This window comes from Kitasatospora sp. NPDC002227, assembly GCF_040296285.1.
GTDB lineage: Bacteria > Actinomycetota > Actinomycetes > Streptomycetales > Streptomycetaceae > Kitasatospora.
Genome location: NZ_JBEOWY010000026.1, coordinates 1 through 15577, shown reverse-complemented (window position 1 = coordinate 15577; position 15577 = coordinate 1). Strand labels below are relative to the sequence as shown.

Below are 15577 nucleotides of genomic sequence, written 5' to 3'. Positions count from 1 at the left end.
GTCATCGTCCCCGTCGGAGCCGACGGCAAGGTCAACCTCTACAACGGCAGCTGGGCCGGCACCCACCTCGTCGCCGACGTCTTCGGCTACTACAGCTGACGCCTGCGCGCTGACCGACCCGCCCCGCAGCACCGCGGCCTCCGAGCGAACTCCGCTCGGAGGCCGTGCTGTTTCCGGACAGGTCGATCCGTACACGAAGTGCTAAGGTGATGCGGCCCCGGCCGGGTCGGACACGGGGGTTCCGACCCGGCCCGGGCCACCGGGGGCCGCCGGCCCCGAGCACCCTCACAGCTCCGTCGCGTCCACCGGAGCCGGCCGGCGCAGCCGGCGTACCGTCGTACCGGCCAGTGCCGCGCCGGTCAGGAAGGCGGCGGCCGCGACCAGCGCCGAGCCGTGCAGGCCGGGCAGCAGACCGGTGGCGCCGATCAGCGTGCCGAACAGCGCCACCCCGACCGCGTTGCCCGCCTGGCGGGACACGTTGAACACCGCCGAGGTCACCCCGGCTCCGGCGGCGGGGGACGCCTCCATCACGGCCACGGTGGCCGACACCACCGTCATCGGCGTGGCGAGGCCGGTCGCCGTCAGCGCCAGGAGCAGCACGGGGTACGGAGTCTGCGGTCCGGCGGTGAGCCAGGCCAGGAAGCCCGCCGCCCCGAGCAGCAGCGCCCCGGTCATCGGCAGGTACGGCCCGGTCCGCGCGGTGATCCGGCTCGCCAGCGGCGCCGCCAGCAGGCCCATGCCGACCGAGGGCAGCAGCGCGAAGCCGGTCTCCAGCGGGCTGTACCCGCGCTGCTGCTGAAAGTAGAGCGTCGCGACGAAGAGCATCCCGTAGTACCCGAGGCTCAGCAGCAGACCGATGAGGTTGGTGGCGACCAGCCGGTGGTCGCGGATCGAGGAGAGCGCCAGCAGCGGTCGGCGCCGGACGGCCTCCGGCCGCAGGGCCTGCTCCCACTCGAGCTTGCGCTCGACCAGGACGAAGGCGGTCAGCGCGGCCAGCCCCAGCCCGAAGGCGCCGAGCACCTGCGGCGAAGTCCACCCGGCCGATCCGGCCTCGTTGAGCCCGGCGGCCACGCCGACCAGCCCGAGCACGCCCAGGAGCTGACCGGCCACGTCCGGCCGGCCCGGCCGCTGCCGCCGCGGCGGCGCCGGGACGTGGCGCACCGTCATCACCGCGGCGAGCGCCGCGACCGGCAGGTTCACCCAGAAGGCCCAGCGCCAGTCCAGGCCGGAGACCAGCAGACCACCGACCGCGGGCCCCGCGCCGAACGCGACGGCCGAGACCAGCCCCCAGCTGCCCACCGCCCGGACTCGCTGCTCGCGGTCCGGGTAGGCCGCCTGCAGCAGGGCGAAGGAGGACGGCACCAGGAACGCGGCCCCGGCGCCCTGGACGAGCCGGGCGCCGATCAGCGCACCGTCCACCGGTGCGAGGGCGCAGCCCGCCGAGGCCAGCGTGAACAGCCCCAGCCCGAAGAGGTAGAGCCGCCGGTGGCCGAGCCGGTCGCCGAGGTCCCCGCCGAGCAGCAGCAGCCCGGCGAACATGATGCTGTACCCGTCGACGATCCACTGCAGGCCGGACGGCCCGACGTCGAGGGAGGTGCGGATGCTCGGCACCGCCACGTTGACCACGGTGACGTCGAGCATGACGAGGAAGTAGCCGAGGCTCAGGGCGACCAGCGGCGCCGGCCGCAGGCGCGGGCGCTTCGGCGGCCAGGCGGCGGCAGGCCGGCCCGGCCCGGCAGCGGGGTGCGCAGCCGGGTGCGCGGCGGCGGCGAGTGTGACGGTGGAGTCGGGGGTCGTCATACCGTCAGTCTCGGGGCCGGACGGTTCGCCGGACGACGAAGCGTGCCGTTCGTAGGATGGGCGCATGGCCACTTCCCGGACTCCCGACCCCGCCGCCCGCGGCCACCACCCCGACATCGCCCGGGCGGCCGCACTGATCGCGGACCCCTCCCGGGCCCGCATCCTGAAGTCCCTGGGCGACGGCCGCTCGCTCTCCGCCAAGGTGCTCGCCGCGGAGGCCGGCGTCGGCGCCCCGACCGCCAGCGTCCACCTGGCCAAACTGGTGGAGGCCGGCCTGATCACCGCGGAGAGCGTCGGCCGCAGCCGGTACTACCGGCTGGCCGGGCCCGAGGTCAGCCTCGCCCTGGAAGCCCTCGCCATGATCGCGCCCCCGGTCCCGATCACCAGCCTGCGCGAGAGCAGCACGGCCAACGCGCTGCGCCGCTCCCGCACCTGCTACGACCACCTGGCCGGCCGGCTCGGCGTGGCCGTGATGGGCGGGCTGCTCCAGCACGGCATCCTGGCCGGCCACGACGGCCGCCACCGCGGCGAGGACGCGGTCCGCGACCAGCCCCTCGGCTACGGCCGCGACCACGAGTACCGGCTCACCGAGGCCGGGCGGGAGGCGCTGGACCGCTTCGGCGTCGACCTCGCCGCCCTGCCGGAGCGCCGACAGCTCGTCAGGTACTGCGTCGACTGGAGCGAGCAGCAGCACCACCTGGCCGGTGGGATCGGCGCCGCCCTGATGGCCCGCCTCTTCGAACTGGGCTGGCTGCGGTACGGGGTGAGCCCCCGCGTCGTCCACCTCAACACCGCCGGCGCGACCGGCGTCGGCGGCTGGCTCGGCCTCCGGCTCGACGACCTGGTCGCCTGAACCACACCGCTCGGTACTTCTCCGGTGGGGCGCCAGGGGCTCGAACCCTGAACCTACGGATTAAAAGTCCGCAGCTCTGCCAATTGAGCTAGCGCCCCGACAACATCGACATCATGCCAGACCGCGTTGGCCGGTGCCGTCAAGTCCGACGTCGGGGCAGGTCGGGGACGGCACGTCAGAGCCGAGATCAGCTTCGCCGCCTCGCCGATGCGTTGTCTCCTTCGGCGAGCATGGCGAGCATGGCTGCGTCACGCCGCACCACGCCGGGTGCCGTCCGCTCCCCGATGGCGGCCAGCAGCCGCCTGCGGTCGGCCGGCGACACCCCGGACAGAGCAGTCCGGATCTGCCGGCCGTCGGTGGTGCCCAGAGTCAGTGACCAGTTCCTCATCCACCGCGGCCAGCGGCCCGCCGGTTCTCCTGCGGAGACGGACGCCAGCTGCCCCGTCCCGATCGAGGTGCTCTGCAATCCCTGTCGCACTGTCACCTTCTCGCCCGTGACGGTGACGGAGAAGACCCGGCACAGGAACGCCAGAAGGCACACCGGAAGCACGATGGCGCCGATCATGATCCATCTGTCCAGGTCGTTGTCGGCGGTGGCCGCCTTCAGGCCGAAAGCCGCGAAGACGACGAGGAGCCTCGTGAGGAGGAACCAGAAGCTCGGGCGTACGGTCTCATGTTCCGCAGGTGTGTTCACGGGTGTCCAATCCGGTGATCGCGAGCGTATGCGCGAGGGGGAACGGCAAGGGCCCTGACGTACCGCCGCCGACGCCACGAGGGCGGCAGCGGCGGTACGTGTCCGACAGTCGGTCAGCGTGGGGGAAGTACCCTCAAGGTCACCCGCCACCACAGATCTTGGCGATATTCTTCAAGGTGGGCTCGATCGGGACTCGTCGCAGTCCGAGCCCCAGGGCGACCGCCTTCCGCCCGACGATTCCGGTGCCGCCCACCTCCGCACCGAGGATCAGCCTGATCTGCGCAGTCCCATCCGGAAACCCGAGGCGGACACGCCAAGCACCCGGCACAGCCGCTGTACGCCGTACAGCCCTCGATGGTCGGAGATGACCCGCCAGCGGCCGGTCATCGGCCCATCTCCTTGGCAAAATACTGGGCTGCCTTCCGCAGGATCTCCTTCTCCAGCTCCAGCTCGCGGACCTGCTTACGCAGCCGGCGCAGTTCCTCCCGCTCGGACGGCGTCAACGGGCCCTCACCACCCACACCTGAGGCGCCTCCTTGCGCGTGTGACCGCGCAACCCACTGGCGCAGCGACTCCGGGTTGACGCCCAGCTCCCGCGCGACGGCCGAGACCCGGCGCCCACTGGACTCCACCAGCGCGACCGCGTCCCGCTTGAACTCCCCCGAGTACCTCGCAGTACCCATGAGGACATCCTCTCCACGGACCCGAAGATCCGCTTCTCAGAAGTGTCCACTGAATGGGGTAAAGCCCAGCCGGCAGCTCGCCCCGTACCGAACCGCGTCCCCCCAACGTCACAGAATCCCGCCCGGTTGATCGTCGGACGCACCGAGCGGAGCCGGACGGACGCGGCCGATCACGCCGAAGGGCGTCCTCCCCGGAGGGAGAACGCCCTGGCCGAGCACGGTTCGATCCGCTCAGCGGATGAAGAGCAGCGGCACCACGATCAGTGCCACGGGCAGCAGAACGATCACCAGGCCGCACAGGCAGCCCTTTCCCGCCCGCCGGAGCACGGAGCCGGACGCCCAGTAGGCGCAGGCCGCCGAGACCACGGCGATCAGGAGGAGCAGGACGAGCAGGATGCCGCCCACGTAGACCAGAATGATGGACATCACGTACCTGATGATCCCTGGTGTCGGCCCGACCCGAGGGTCAGGGGGTGAAGGTGGTGTTGAAGGTCGCGCCGGGGTCGTCGCAGTGCTTCATCCGGGTGGGGATGTCGCCCGGAGCGTTCCCGATCACCGGGAACGGGAAGCCGATGTTCCACGGGTTGCCGCCACTCCCACGGGTACTGACATCGCACTGGCTGTAGGCGTTGCCGGCGTCGCTGGTCAACGGGGTGTTCGAGAAGTCCTTCCAGTCCCCCTTGTGGACGGGCGTGGTCGTGGGGTTGCCCGCGTTGTCCACGAGCTTGCCGTCGAGGTAGAGGTACAGGTCCGGCATGTAGCTCTGGTACACCAGGCCGTAGCTCGGCTGGGAGTCCTTGTTGGGGAAGTTCTGGGTGGGCTTGACCGAGCCGTCCGCGCAGAACGCCATCGCCATGTTGTGCCAGATCGGCGGGGCGTTGCCGATCGTGTTGCCGAAGGTGTTGTAGCCGAGCGGGCCTTGGTTCTTGAAGAACATGTCGTAGATCTGGTTCATCGCCCGGGCGACGGCCGGCTGGACGTCGCTGCGGGAGACGAGCTTGTCGACCCAGGCCTTGAAGTTGTCGTTGACACTCTGCTGCGCCGTCATGGCCCGGTAGCCGTGGACCCCGCCGCCGGCGAAGCGGAGGTCGACGCACTGCCCGTCGGGGCTGAGCCGGGCACCCCTGGTGTGCGGCAGGTAGGCCTGGCCCGGGGTGTCGCCGTCCACCAGCGGGTCGACGTGCAGCTTGTTGCCGCCGCTGTACCGGTAGGCGTCGATCTCCTCGTACGAGATGTCGGGCTCCGGGATGCTGTAGTCCAGCGAGACGGCGTGGATCAGGCTGGTGACGAACTTCGGCAGGTGGGCGTTGCCGACCAGCGTCCCGCCGTCCGCGAACTCGCTGCCGGAGATGATCTTCCCATCGTCACCGAGCAGGTAGCTGACGGTGACCCGGCTCTTGATCTTGTAACTGTCCGGCGTGGCGAAGGCGGTGTCCACTCCAGCGGCCGGGTCGGGGCGCCGGTTGGCCATGCCCATCCAGACCGGCTCGGACATGGCGGGCGCGGAGCCGTCGGCCCTGACGGTACTGCCGCCGGCCAGGATGTCGTCGTACCACTGCTTGGCCGCCGCCTGGACGGCCGGCTTCACGCACTCGCCGACCTGCCCGGGCGCACAGAGCGGGTCGTGCAGGAGGCCCAGCGTGGTGAAGCCGCTGTTGTTCCAGCTGGGGCCCTCCTTGGCCACTCCGACGGCCCACTTGTACAGGGTGTCCATCCCGCGCAGCGGGGTGTTGAACTCGGACGGCATGTTGCTGTCCAGGCTCTGGTTGGGGTCGAAGACCGAGACGGCGTCGAAGGTGCGCTCCACGAACTTCCCCTTGACCGGGGCGATCGCGATGGCGTCGTAGGCGATGTCCTGGTCACCGGTGCCGTCGTCGGTCACGCTGGAGAGCCGCACGGTCGGCTTGCCGTTGAACATGAAGGTGCCGATCTTCACCCAGCGGTTCCCGGTGCCCGGCTGGGAGATCACCCGGGTGCGGGTGCCCTTGGCGGTGTCCACCTGGTACACCGCCTGGGTGGTCTGCGCGCCGTGGTCGGGCAGGTGGACCAGCACCTGGGCGGGGCCGTTGACGTCCTGGTTCAGCGCCCAGGTGCCGGTGACCGCGAGGTTGCCGCCCTCGGCCCCGGCGGTGCGGGTGTGGGCGAAGTAGAAGTGACCGCCGAATCCCCCGCCGAGCTGGTGGAAGTCCACCTTCGAGGGGTAGTTGCCGGCACTGTCCTTGGCGAAGGCGAGGCTGAACGTGCCGCTGTTGGGCGTGCGGGCACAGCCCGGCCGGACGGAGGGCACGGTGTCGGGCAGGTCGTCGACGACCATGGCTCCGGCGGGCAGTCCGGTGAGGGTGCAGTTCGGCGGGTAGGCGGTGCCGTCCGCCTCCTCCGGGTAGGTGGAGTCGAAGCGGATGATCTCGTTGCCGCAGCTGTACGGGCAGTCGGTCTTCCAGGTGGACGGCTTGTTGTACCAGCAATGCAGGTCGTACTGGCCACTGGAGTTCTGGTGGGCGCAGGGCCCGGCCTTCGAGCCGGCTACGTCGGGGGCGTTCGGGGTGTAGGACTGGCCGGGCTTGCAGAAGTCGCCGTCGTCGCAGAACTGGTTCGGCAGCGGGGAGTTGGCGTAGCGGTTGCCGGCGGCCAGGTCGGGGGTCGAGCCGTTCCAGTAGGCGGCGCGGTAGCCCGGCACGGTCTTGCCGGGGGATTCCAGGCCCTCGATCGGGTAGGCCGCCCAGCCCATGATCTTCTCGGGGTAGGGCCAGTCCTGCGGGTGGGCGGCGTCCGCGTAGCTGTTGTTGTTGAGGAACGGCCTACGGTTCGCCGGGTAGTTGGGGTTGGCCGGGTTGTTGGCCCAGCCCAGGCCCCACGGGCTGCCGTCCGAAGTCTGCGCGTGGAAACCCGAGTTGTAGGCCCAGACGGCGTAGTACCAGTTCTCCGGCTTGGCGGCGTCCCCGTTGTTCAGGGTCATTCCGGCCCGCCGGGTGGTGTTCCACTTCTCCTTCAGGGTGCTCAGCCCGGCCGCGATGTTGGTCGCGTAGTCGAGTGCCACCGCGCGCTGCGTCTGGTACGCGAACGCGGGGGTCTCCGGGGGGCTGAACTGGGGCAGGCGCATGCCGTCGGTCTGCTGGGTGAGACCGTAACCGCAGTCCGCCTTGGCGAAGTTGATGTCCCAGTCGTCGGAGGTGCTGGCGTTGTAGATCGCCCGGCCGTAGAAGTTGCCGACCAGCGGGTTGCCGGTGACACCGGGCACAGCGGCTCGGTTGGCCTGCCACATGTTCGACTCCTGGGCGATGACGCCCAGCATGACCTGGGCCGGCACGTGCCCGCCGCCGTCCAGCGCGGTGGGCGGGAAGAGCCCCTGGGGCGTGTAGGCGGGCATGCCCAGGTTCTTCCAGTTGGCCGGGCGCTGGGGGTACAGGTGGCCCAGGATCGCCTGGTCCACGGCCCACTCGACCTGACGCGGCTTGGGCTGCATCGCCTGGTTGAGCGGGTCGTTGCGCGGCACCGCACAGACCCGCTCGGCCTCGACCGGATCGGACGGCGAGCCGGCCGAGGCGGCGGCGAGGGCGTGCGGCGCAGCCGCCCCGGCGGAGCCCGAGGGAGCGCGCAGGGCCGGGGAGACGGTCGATCCGGCCGCGGCCGCTCCGATCACGTGCTCGGCCGGGTCCACGGTGAAGTCGGCCGACTTGCCGGTGCCGGGCACGGACAGCTCGATGGCCACCGGCCGGGGGTCGGTGCCCGCCGGGGCGACGGGCTGCAGAGCGCTCCGGTCCGCCCAGCCGGTCCGGTTGACGACCGACCGGCCCTCGGTGGAGACGGTGGCCTCTACCGGGGCCTTCACCCGCTTGACCGAGGCCGGGAGGTGCGTGGTCCGCTCCGGGTCACCGGTGATGAAGACCCGGCCGCCCGCGCCGGCGGTGACGCCGAGGCGGTCGGTCGCACCGGTGGCCAGCACGTCCGCCGTGGCCGGTGCCAGCGGGGCGCGGCCGGACCGGCCGGGCAGGCGCTTGACGCTGGCAGTGGCTCCGGAGTGGTCCATGAAGACCACTCCGCCGTCGGCGTCCGGCTTCAGGTGGAAGGGCACGCCGTCGGTGCGGGTGAGCTCGGACCGCTTGCCGTCGGCGCCGATCCGGACGACCCGGTTGCTGTCGGCCGCGACGACGGAGCCGTCCGCGGCGGGGACGGCGGAGGTGACCTGGCCCTCGACGGCCAGCGGGGTGGTCAGCTTTCCGGTGGCCGCGTCCACGGTGACCAGGCGGGTGCCCGGCTTGTCGTCGCCACCGGCCTGGGTCAGCACCGCCTGCTCACCGGTGCCACAGCCCGGGCTGTAGTACGCGAGCGAGGCCTTGACGGCCAGCTTGGTCACGGCGCCGGTCTCCAGGTCGACGACCGCACCCAGGCCGCCCCGGGCGAACAGCGTGGCGTCGTTGGTGAAGGTCCGCGGCGCGTAGACGACGACCAGGCGCTTGCCCGAGCCGGTGACGCAGGCGTTGCCGATCCACTGGTCGGCGTCGAAGCCGGGCTCCTTCAGGGTGGCCGCAGTCCGCCAGCCGTACCCCGACTTCGCGTCGGCGGTCAGGACGTGGAAGCCGTCCGCGTCGCCGGAGGTGGTCCAGGCCCGGTCGGTGGAGTTCTTCCAGTCCTTGCCGAGGATCTGGTCCCGGTCCTTGGGCACGACCTCGGACGGCCGGTCGGCCGGCGGCGCGGCCAGGGTCTCGGGCGGGGTCACAGTGTCGGCCAGGGCACTCGTGCCCTGCACCAGAGTCGCGGCGACGAACACCGCGGACAGCGCCGCCAGTCGGCGCCGAGCCCTGGGTGGCAGCAGTCTCATCAGCTCTCCTTGTCTCTGCGCAGGCCAGACACCCGACGGGCACCTGACGGATCGCCGGACGGATCGCCGGACGGAGGCAAGAAGACCCCCCTAAGGCCCCGGCCCTCACTGCGCCGCGCCACGCTACCCCACAGTTCGTGTCCGTCGGGATTATTTTCGAGATGACCTCCCCTTTGCTGTCACTTCACTCCGCCATCAATCCCGGCAAGGGTGCGCCTTCCAGCCATGATGGCCGGAATCAGATACCCGACACACCCCATCTGCGGCTATGCAGGCAATGTCCCGCCATGTCGGACATCCGACGACAGATTCCGCCCTTGGTATTTCCGATACGTATCGGGAGCTTCTTCCACCGAAGTGGCGGACGACTGCCGCCGCCTTCCCTCTTCCGCCGGTCGTAGCACCAGCCGCCCTGGCAGGGCCTGCGGCGCCCGCTCGCCGCCGGCCGGCACGGACTGCACTACTGACGCGGTCACCCAGGAGGAGGTGACATACTCGACGAGTATTGATATGAAATTCCTGTACCCGGCGCTGCGCAATGCATACTGTGGGCACATCAAGGTCGATCCTGGCGCGGGCTTCGGGCTCCGCCGGAGCAGCGTATTCAGCGTGCCGCAGCTCGGCGGCGTGAAGGCTGCCAGGAATGCGCTCCCGATCGACGACAAGAATGTCGGGACGGCTACCCGATGGCGAGTTCTCTTTACTCGGCAAAGGTCTGCTGCACGGACATCGCCAACAATATCGACCCCGGTACGAGCGATTCCCCGGGCGCCACAAGCCGGACGGCAGTCTCGGCCGGAACTGGCACAAGAGCTCCGACCTGTCGGTGATCGGCACCGGCGACACCGCGGGATTCCACATCCTGAATGCCGACGACTCGTCGGCATTCGCCTACGGGGGAGGGAAGGTGCTCCGCACCACCGACCCGACGGCGGGAGGTCCCACGATCACGGGAGTGCCTTGTGAACTTCACCAGCGCGGTGCGCCGTACCGCTCCGGCCGTCACCCTGCTCGCCGTCCTGGCGGGTTGCTCGGCCTCGCCGCAGCAGGGTGCCGCACCCACCGGCGCCGCACTGCTTCCTGGTGAAGGACCGGTCACCGACTCGCCGACCCCGGCAGCATCCGGGCCAGCCTCCGGATCGGGCTCCGGGTCGGCGGCGGCGAAGCCGTTCAAGCCGTCGGACTGGCCCACCGAGCCGGTGCCGGAGCGGCTGAGGAAGGTGCCGGACCCGGTGGCGGTCGTGATGAAGGCGGGGTACACCGGCGAGGCCTATCTGAAGCGCCTGGCCGCTGCCTGGGGGGTGACGATGAACGAACGGGAGAAGATCGACTTCCCCGGCAAGGCGCCGTCCTGGCACCAGGTGGGCTACCGGCGCGGCGACGGCGGGACCCTCGCCGTCACCGCGACCTGGACGATCGGTGGGGACCTCGAGGTGGCTTCCTGCACGGCGAACCTCAGCGTCCCCAAGGCCGCCGAATTCCTGGCCGACTGCGCCCGGCTCGACTACCCGGGGAGTGATCCCACTGCCACCTCGGACTGGGTGACGACCACGTGGCCGCAGGTCCACAGCGTCTTCGCGGACGGCAGGAACGGTGCCGTGGACAGCCCGCTGCGGATATCCGGCCCGGTCGGCGTCCTCCAGCAGGAAGGCGACAAGTCGTCCATCAGCGGCGACTACCGCATGGTCTACCTGTTCGGGGCCGGCCAGGGCTGATCCGCAGCCCGCGGGCCCGCCGCCGGCTCGGCGCGGCTCATGGCGGAGGGCGTCCTCCCGGATGGGAGAACGCCCTGGCCAGGCATGGTTCGATCGTGTGGGCCGCCAGGGGTTCGAACCCTGAACCTACGGATTAAAAGTCCGCAGCTCTGCCAATTGAGCTAGCGGCCCGCGGCCGACCGGCCACCGTGGTGGTATGCCGACTGCCGCGGTGATCCTACCCGGTGCCCCCCACCGCTTGGCCAGCGGATTGTCGCTGGCACGCCGGGTCGTCGTGGCGCGAGCGCCGCCGGGCGGTCGGTGCGGTCAGCTGCTCACGCCAGGTCGGAGCCAGGTCGGCGCCCTCGGGCGGCCGGCGTCAGGCAGCCGGCGTCAGGTGGGCGAGGCGGACGCGGCGGAGCCAGTCCTCCACCGGGGCTTCGTCCGGGGCCTGCGGCAGCACGCCCGGGCGGGCGAAGCGGGTCTCGGCGTCGGCGAGCAGCGGGCGGGCCAGCTCGGGCCGGTCCGCGATGCGCTCACCGAGCGCCCGGACCCGCTCCGGATCGGCCAGCCGGATCTGCAGCTCGCCCGTCTCGTGCAGGGTGACGCCCTGCAGCAGCAGCCGGATCAGGTGCCGCGCGTGCTTCGCCGCCCGGGCCCGGCCCGTCCGGTCCGTGGTGTCCCGCGAGGCCAGCTTCTGGAACTGCTGCCGGGCGTAGCCGAGGTAGGCGTTCCGCACCGGCTGTGCGCTCAGGAAGCTGCGCCGCAGCGCGATCAGCTCCTCGCCGAGCGGCGTCCGGGTCTCGTAGAGCTCCGCCGGCAGCCAGACGAGTTCGGCTGCGGTGGGGTTGCAACTCAGCGCGAGGCGGCACCACTTGGCGGCTTCGTGCAGTGTGTGGTCGGGGGCGGTGGTGACGTGCGACTCCACCGGGCGGTGCAGGCCGTGGAAGCCCTCGGTGGGCGCCGCGAACAGGCCCAGCCGGTCGAGGTCGGAGCCGGCGTGCGCCAGCCCGTACGCGGTGGAACCGACGATGCCGGACAGCAGGACATGCATGGGGAACGTCGCCTCCTCGGCGCCGGTCGGATCGGGGAACCCCCGCAGTCTCCCCCCTGCCCGCCACCGGACGCGACCCATTTGCGGCCACCCCTGCCGCGGCCTGCCCCGGCCTGCCGCAGCCCCGCTGCGTCGTTCCGCCTCGCCCGGCTGCCGGGGCCGGATACTGGAGCCCATGGCGTCCACTGACATCACCCTCCCGAAGCTCCGCGCCTGGTGGTCCCACCGCCAGTGGCTCGACGGCGGCCACCACGGCGCCACTCCGGTCGAGGTGCTCGCCGCCACCGGGTGGGCCCGCTCGGTGGGCGGCGCCGCGCCGTACCTGGGGCTGTACGCCCGGGCCGGGCTCGACCGGGCGGCCGTGGACGCGGCGGTCGCCGCCGTCGCCGTCCACGAACTGCCCGCCGCCCGGGGCTGCACCTACGTGCTGCCCGCCGCCGACTACGCCCTCGGCCTGGCCGCCGGCGCCGCCGCCCCGGAGGGCGAACTGGCCTCGGCCGAGAAGCACTTGGGCGTCACCCGGGACGAGGTCGAGAAGCTCTGCCTCGCCGTCACCCACGTCACCTCCGCGACCTCGCCGATGGACCCGGCCGCGATCCGCGAGGCGGTCGGGCCCGCCGCCCGCTCACTCGGCGAGGCGGGCAAGAAGCGCGGGGTCTCCACCACCCTGCCGCTGGCCCTCGGACTGCTCCAGGCCCGCGGCACGCTGCGCCGCGTACCGGTCAACGGCCGTCTGGACCAACAGCGTTACGGCTACGTCAGCTGGGATCAGCCGGTCAAGGGATCCGCCGCCGAACTGGCCGAGCGGTACTTCTCCTGGGCCGCCCCGGCCTCGGTCAAGCACTTCCGCTGGTTCTCCGGATTCACCGCCGCCACCGCCAAGGCCGCCCTCGCCCCGCTCGACCTGCTCACCCTCCCCGGCACCGACCTCCTCCTCCCGACCCAACTCGCGGACGAGTTCGCCGAGTTCACCCCTCCATCCCACGCCCACTACACCCTGCTGGCCGGCATCGACGGCCTCCACCTGCTCCACCGCGACCTGCCCCGCCTGCTCGACCCGGCCGACGCCGCCCTCCCCACCCCCGGAGCAAAGTCCGGCCGCGCCTTCGGCACCGAGGCCGACCCGCAGACCCACGTCATCGCCGACCGCGGCCGCATCGTCGGCCTCTGGGAGTACGACACCGAGGCCGCCGAGATCGTCCACCGCCTCTTCGTCCCTCAGAACGACCTCCTGCGCGCCGCCATCACCCGCACCGAGACCTTCATCCGCGAACACCTCGGCGACGCCCGCGGCTTCAGCCTCGACTCCCCCAAGAGCCGCGCCCCCAAGATCGCCGCCTTCCGACAGGCCTAGGACCGGACCGCCGGACCGCCGCCTTCCGGGCTGCCCCGGTGACCCGAGCCGGAGACTTCCTGGCAGTTCTACTGCCGCCTGATCACGGCAGCCACCCCTGCCACCTGGCGATGGCTGTCCGACTCGAATGCCGTGCCTTCCGCCAGCGAATCCCCGACTCGGGTCACCGGACCCGGTCCGGCAGGTACCCGTAGTCCGCCACCCCGGGCACCGCCGTGGCCAGTGCCCGGGCCACCCCCGCCGGGACGGCCGCGTACACCCCGTCCTCCACCGGCGTTTCGGGGAAGGCGATCCGCCCCTCCCCCCGCCGCACCGCGAACTCCGCCGCCACCCCGCCGAAGTTGCCCCGCGGATCGAGGTCGACCCACCCCTCGCCCGGCCACCAGGCCGCCGCCAGGCCGTGCAGCACCTCGAACCGCTGGTACCGGACCCCGGCCGGGATGCCCTCGGCCCGCAGCAGCGCGACCAGCAGGTGCGCCTTTCCGTGGCAGATGGCATTGCCCGCCGCGAGCACCTCCGAGGCCCGGTACACGCCGCTCCACTCCTGCGCCGCCACCTCCGCCGAGTGCGGCACCGCATCCCGTACGTACTCGTACAGCGCCCGGGCCGTAGCCTCCGGCGTCTGCTCCCGCAGCCGCGCCGCCAACGCCCGTATCTCCCCGTGCTCGTGGTCGATCACCTCATCGGCCGCGAGGTACTCGGCCAGTCCGCTCTCCTGCCCCGCCAGTTCACTCATGCCCGCCATCCTGGGCGGCCCCCTCCGCCCCTGTCACCCCGGTTTCACCAGCTGAACAGCGGCCCGATGAGTTACGGTCGGATCATGAGCGAGGAGATCGTCCTGGTCACCGGCGGCAGCCGGGGCATCGGCGCGGCGACGGCCCGGCTGGCGGGGGCCCGGGGGTACCGGGTCTGCGTCAACTACCGTACGGACGCGGCCGCGGCGGCCGAAGTGGTCGAGTCGATCCGCAGCTCGGGCGGCACGGCCTTCGCCGTCCAGGCCGACGTCAGCCGGGCGGCCGAGGTCGAGCGGCTGTTCCGCGCGGTCGACCAGGAGTACGGCCCGCTCACCGCGCTGGTCAACAACGCGGGCACCCTCGAGCAGCAGTCCCGCCTGGAGGACTTGGACGAGGACCGGCTGGCCCGGATCTGGGCGGCCAACATCACCGGCCCGTTCCTCTGCGCGGCGGCGGCCGTCCGTCGGATGTCCACCCGGCACGGCGGCCGGGGCGGCGCGATCGTCAACGTCTCCTCCCGGGCGGCCCGGCTCGGCGGCCCGAACGAGTACGTGGACTACGCCGCCTCCAAGGGCGCCCTGGACACCATGACCACGGGCCTGGCCCTGGAGGTCGCAGCCGAGGGCATCCGGGTCAACTCCGTACGGCCGGGCCTGATCCACACCGGGATCCACGCCCTGGGCGGCGAGCCCGGCCGGGTCGACCGGGTCGGCCCGCAGCTCCCGATGGGGCGCGGCGGCCGCCCCGAAGAGGTGGCCGAGTCGATCCTCTTCCTGCTCTCCGCCTCCTCCTCCTACACCACCGGCGCCTTCATCGACCTGGCCGGCGGCCGCTGAACCTCCTTCTCACCGCCAACTCCCCTGCCACCAAGCTACGGTGGCAACCATGACCGAGCGCGCCACCGACCTGCCGCCTGCCACGCCCGATCTCCTCCCGGCCGATCTCGTCCCGCCCGCCGACCCGACCGCCCCGGCCCTCCTGGACGTACCCGGCGTCCGCAACCTGCGGGACGCCGCGATCACCGGGGTCCGGCCCGGCCTGCTCTACCGCTCGGGCCACCTGGCCGAGTTGACCCCCGCCGGGGCCGACCGCCTGGGCGAACTCGGCCTGCGCACCGTGATCGACCTGCGCACCCCCACCGAACTGGCCCTCCTCCCGGACCAGCGCCACCACCTCGACTTCACCCACCTGCACCACCCCGTCCTGCCCGGACGCGAGGAGCGCGGCGACAACTGGCCGGTCGGGCAGACCGAGCTCTACCGCCACATGCCCGACATCGGCGGCCCCGCCATCGCCGCCACCGCCCGCCACCTCACCACCCCGGGCGCCCTGCCCGCCCTCGTCCACTGCGCCGTCGGCAAGGACCGCACCGGCCTCACCATCGCCGTCCTCCAACTCCTCGCCGGTGCCTCCCTCCCCGCCGTCCACGCCGACTTCCTCCGCTCCAACCCCAACCTCGGCCTCGCCCACGGCCCCATCCCCTACACCGACGAACACGGCAACGAAGGCATCTCCCACCCTGTCACCCCCCACCTCCTCACCACCGCCCTCACCCACATCCTCACCACCCACCCCTCCATCCCCGCCTACCTCCACCACCACGGCCTCACCCACCCCGAACTCGACACCCTCCAAACCCTCCTGGCCGGGTGAGACCCCTCCGGCCAGTCCCCGGCAAACCAGGGGTACGTGTCGGAACGACCTGCTAGAAACGGGCCCACCCGTCACCTGGGAGCTCGATGTGCCGCTGCCGTCCGATGTTCAGCACTTCACCGCGGTGACGACCGCCTGAGGACCGGGTCTGTACGGTGACCGGTGTATCTCCCGATCAAGGAAGAGCACCTGATGAGCGACGTGATCGCCTCGGTTGAGGCGGTTGAAGAGGTCCGGCC

Annotated in this window: 12 protein-coding genes and 2 tRNA genes; 5 read left to right on the top strand and 9 right to left on the bottom strand. The window is 71.8% G+C overall.

The features are described from left to right. Positions 1-285: 285 nt before the first annotated feature. Positions 286-1800, bottom strand: a complete 1515-nt coding sequence (locus tag ABT095_RS22520; RefSeq protein WP_350531260.1) for an MFS transporter — start codon at positions 1798-1800, stop codon at positions 286-288. 64 nt (positions 1801-1864) lie between these two features. Between ABT095_RS22520 and ABT095_RS22515 the strand changes: the two genes are divergently transcribed. Continuing rightward, positions 1865-2653 carry an ArsR/SmtB family transcription factor gene (locus tag ABT095_RS22515; RefSeq protein ID WP_350531259.1) on the top strand — a complete coding sequence of 263 codons (789 nt, stop codon included), beginning with the start codon at positions 1865-1867 and terminating at the stop codon, positions 2651-2653. Between the two features lie 25 nt (positions 2654-2678). Here ABT095_RS22515 and ABT095_RS22510 read toward each other — a convergent pair. From ABT095_RS22510 to ABT095_RS22490, 5 genes are all read right to left on the bottom strand, one after another. Further along, a tRNA-Lys gene (locus tag ABT095_RS22510) sits at positions 2679-2751 on the bottom strand. An 89-nt stretch (positions 2752-2840) separates the two neighbouring features. After that, positions 2841-3347: a hypothetical protein gene (locus ABT095_RS22505; RefSeq protein ID WP_350531258.1), complete on the bottom strand. Its 507-nt coding sequence runs from the start codon at positions 3345-3347 to the stop codon at positions 2841-2843. Between the two features lie 383 nt (positions 3348-3730). After that, positions 3731-4030 (bottom strand): transposase, encoded by a 300-nt coding sequence (locus tag ABT095_RS22500; RefSeq protein WP_350531257.1) that lies wholly within the window; start codon positions 4028-4030, stop codon positions 3731-3733. Between the two features lie 231 nt (positions 4031-4261). Beyond that, complete coding sequence (locus tag ABT095_RS22495) at positions 4262-4456, bottom strand: hypothetical protein (protein WP_350531256.1); 195 nt, start codon at positions 4454-4456, stop codon at positions 4262-4264. Between the two features lie 40 nt (positions 4457-4496). Beyond that, complete coding sequence (locus ABT095_RS22490) at positions 4497-8849, bottom strand: golvesin C-terminal-like domain-containing protein (RefSeq protein ID WP_350531255.1); 4353 nt, start codon at positions 8847-8849, stop codon at positions 4497-4499. Between the two features lie 962 nt (positions 8850-9811). Here ABT095_RS22490 and ABT095_RS22485 point away from each other — a divergent pair. Next, positions 9812-10564 carry a hypothetical protein gene (locus tag ABT095_RS22485; RefSeq protein ID WP_350531254.1) on the top strand — a complete coding sequence of 251 codons (753 nt, stop codon included), beginning with the start codon at positions 9812-9814 and terminating at the stop codon, positions 10562-10564. A gap of 98 nt (positions 10565-10662) precedes the next feature. Here ABT095_RS22485 and ABT095_RS22480 read toward each other — a convergent pair. Then, positions 10663-10735: transfer RNA gene (locus tag ABT095_RS22480), tRNA-Lys, on the bottom strand. Between the two features lie 187 nt (positions 10736-10922). Then, a complete protein-coding gene (locus ABT095_RS22475) occupies positions 10923-11597 on the bottom strand; it encodes a nucleotidyltransferase domain-containing protein (protein ID WP_502884965.1) in 675 nt (224 codons plus the stop codon). A gap of 175 nt (positions 11598-11772) precedes the next feature. Between ABT095_RS22475 and ABT095_RS22470 the strand changes: the two genes are divergently transcribed. After that, on the top strand, positions 11773-12951 hold the full coding sequence (locus tag ABT095_RS22470; RefSeq protein ID WP_350531253.1) for a DNA glycosylase AlkZ-like family protein: 1179 nt from the start codon (positions 11773-11775) through the stop codon (positions 12949-12951). Positions 12952-13114: 163 nt separating this feature from the next. Here ABT095_RS22470 and ABT095_RS22465 read toward each other — a convergent pair whose 3' ends face one another. Further along, entirely contained in the window at positions 13115-13687 is a 573-nt protein-coding gene (locus ABT095_RS22465) for a transglutaminase-like domain-containing protein (protein ID WP_350531252.1), read from the bottom strand. Between the two features lie 84 nt (positions 13688-13771). Here ABT095_RS22465 and ABT095_RS22460 point away from each other — a divergent pair, with 84 nt between their 5' ends. Both ABT095_RS22460 and ABT095_RS22455 read left to right on the top strand, forming a co-directional pair. Continuing rightward, positions 13772-14521, top strand: a complete 750-nt coding sequence (locus ABT095_RS22460) for an SDR family oxidoreductase (RefSeq protein WP_350531251.1) — start codon at positions 13772-13774, stop codon at positions 14519-14521. Positions 14522-14570: 49 nt separating this feature from the next. Continuing rightward, entirely contained in the window at positions 14571-15338 is a 768-nt protein-coding gene (locus ABT095_RS22455; RefSeq protein ID WP_350531250.1) for a tyrosine-protein phosphatase, read from the top strand. Positions 15339-15577 lie beyond the last annotated feature (239 nt).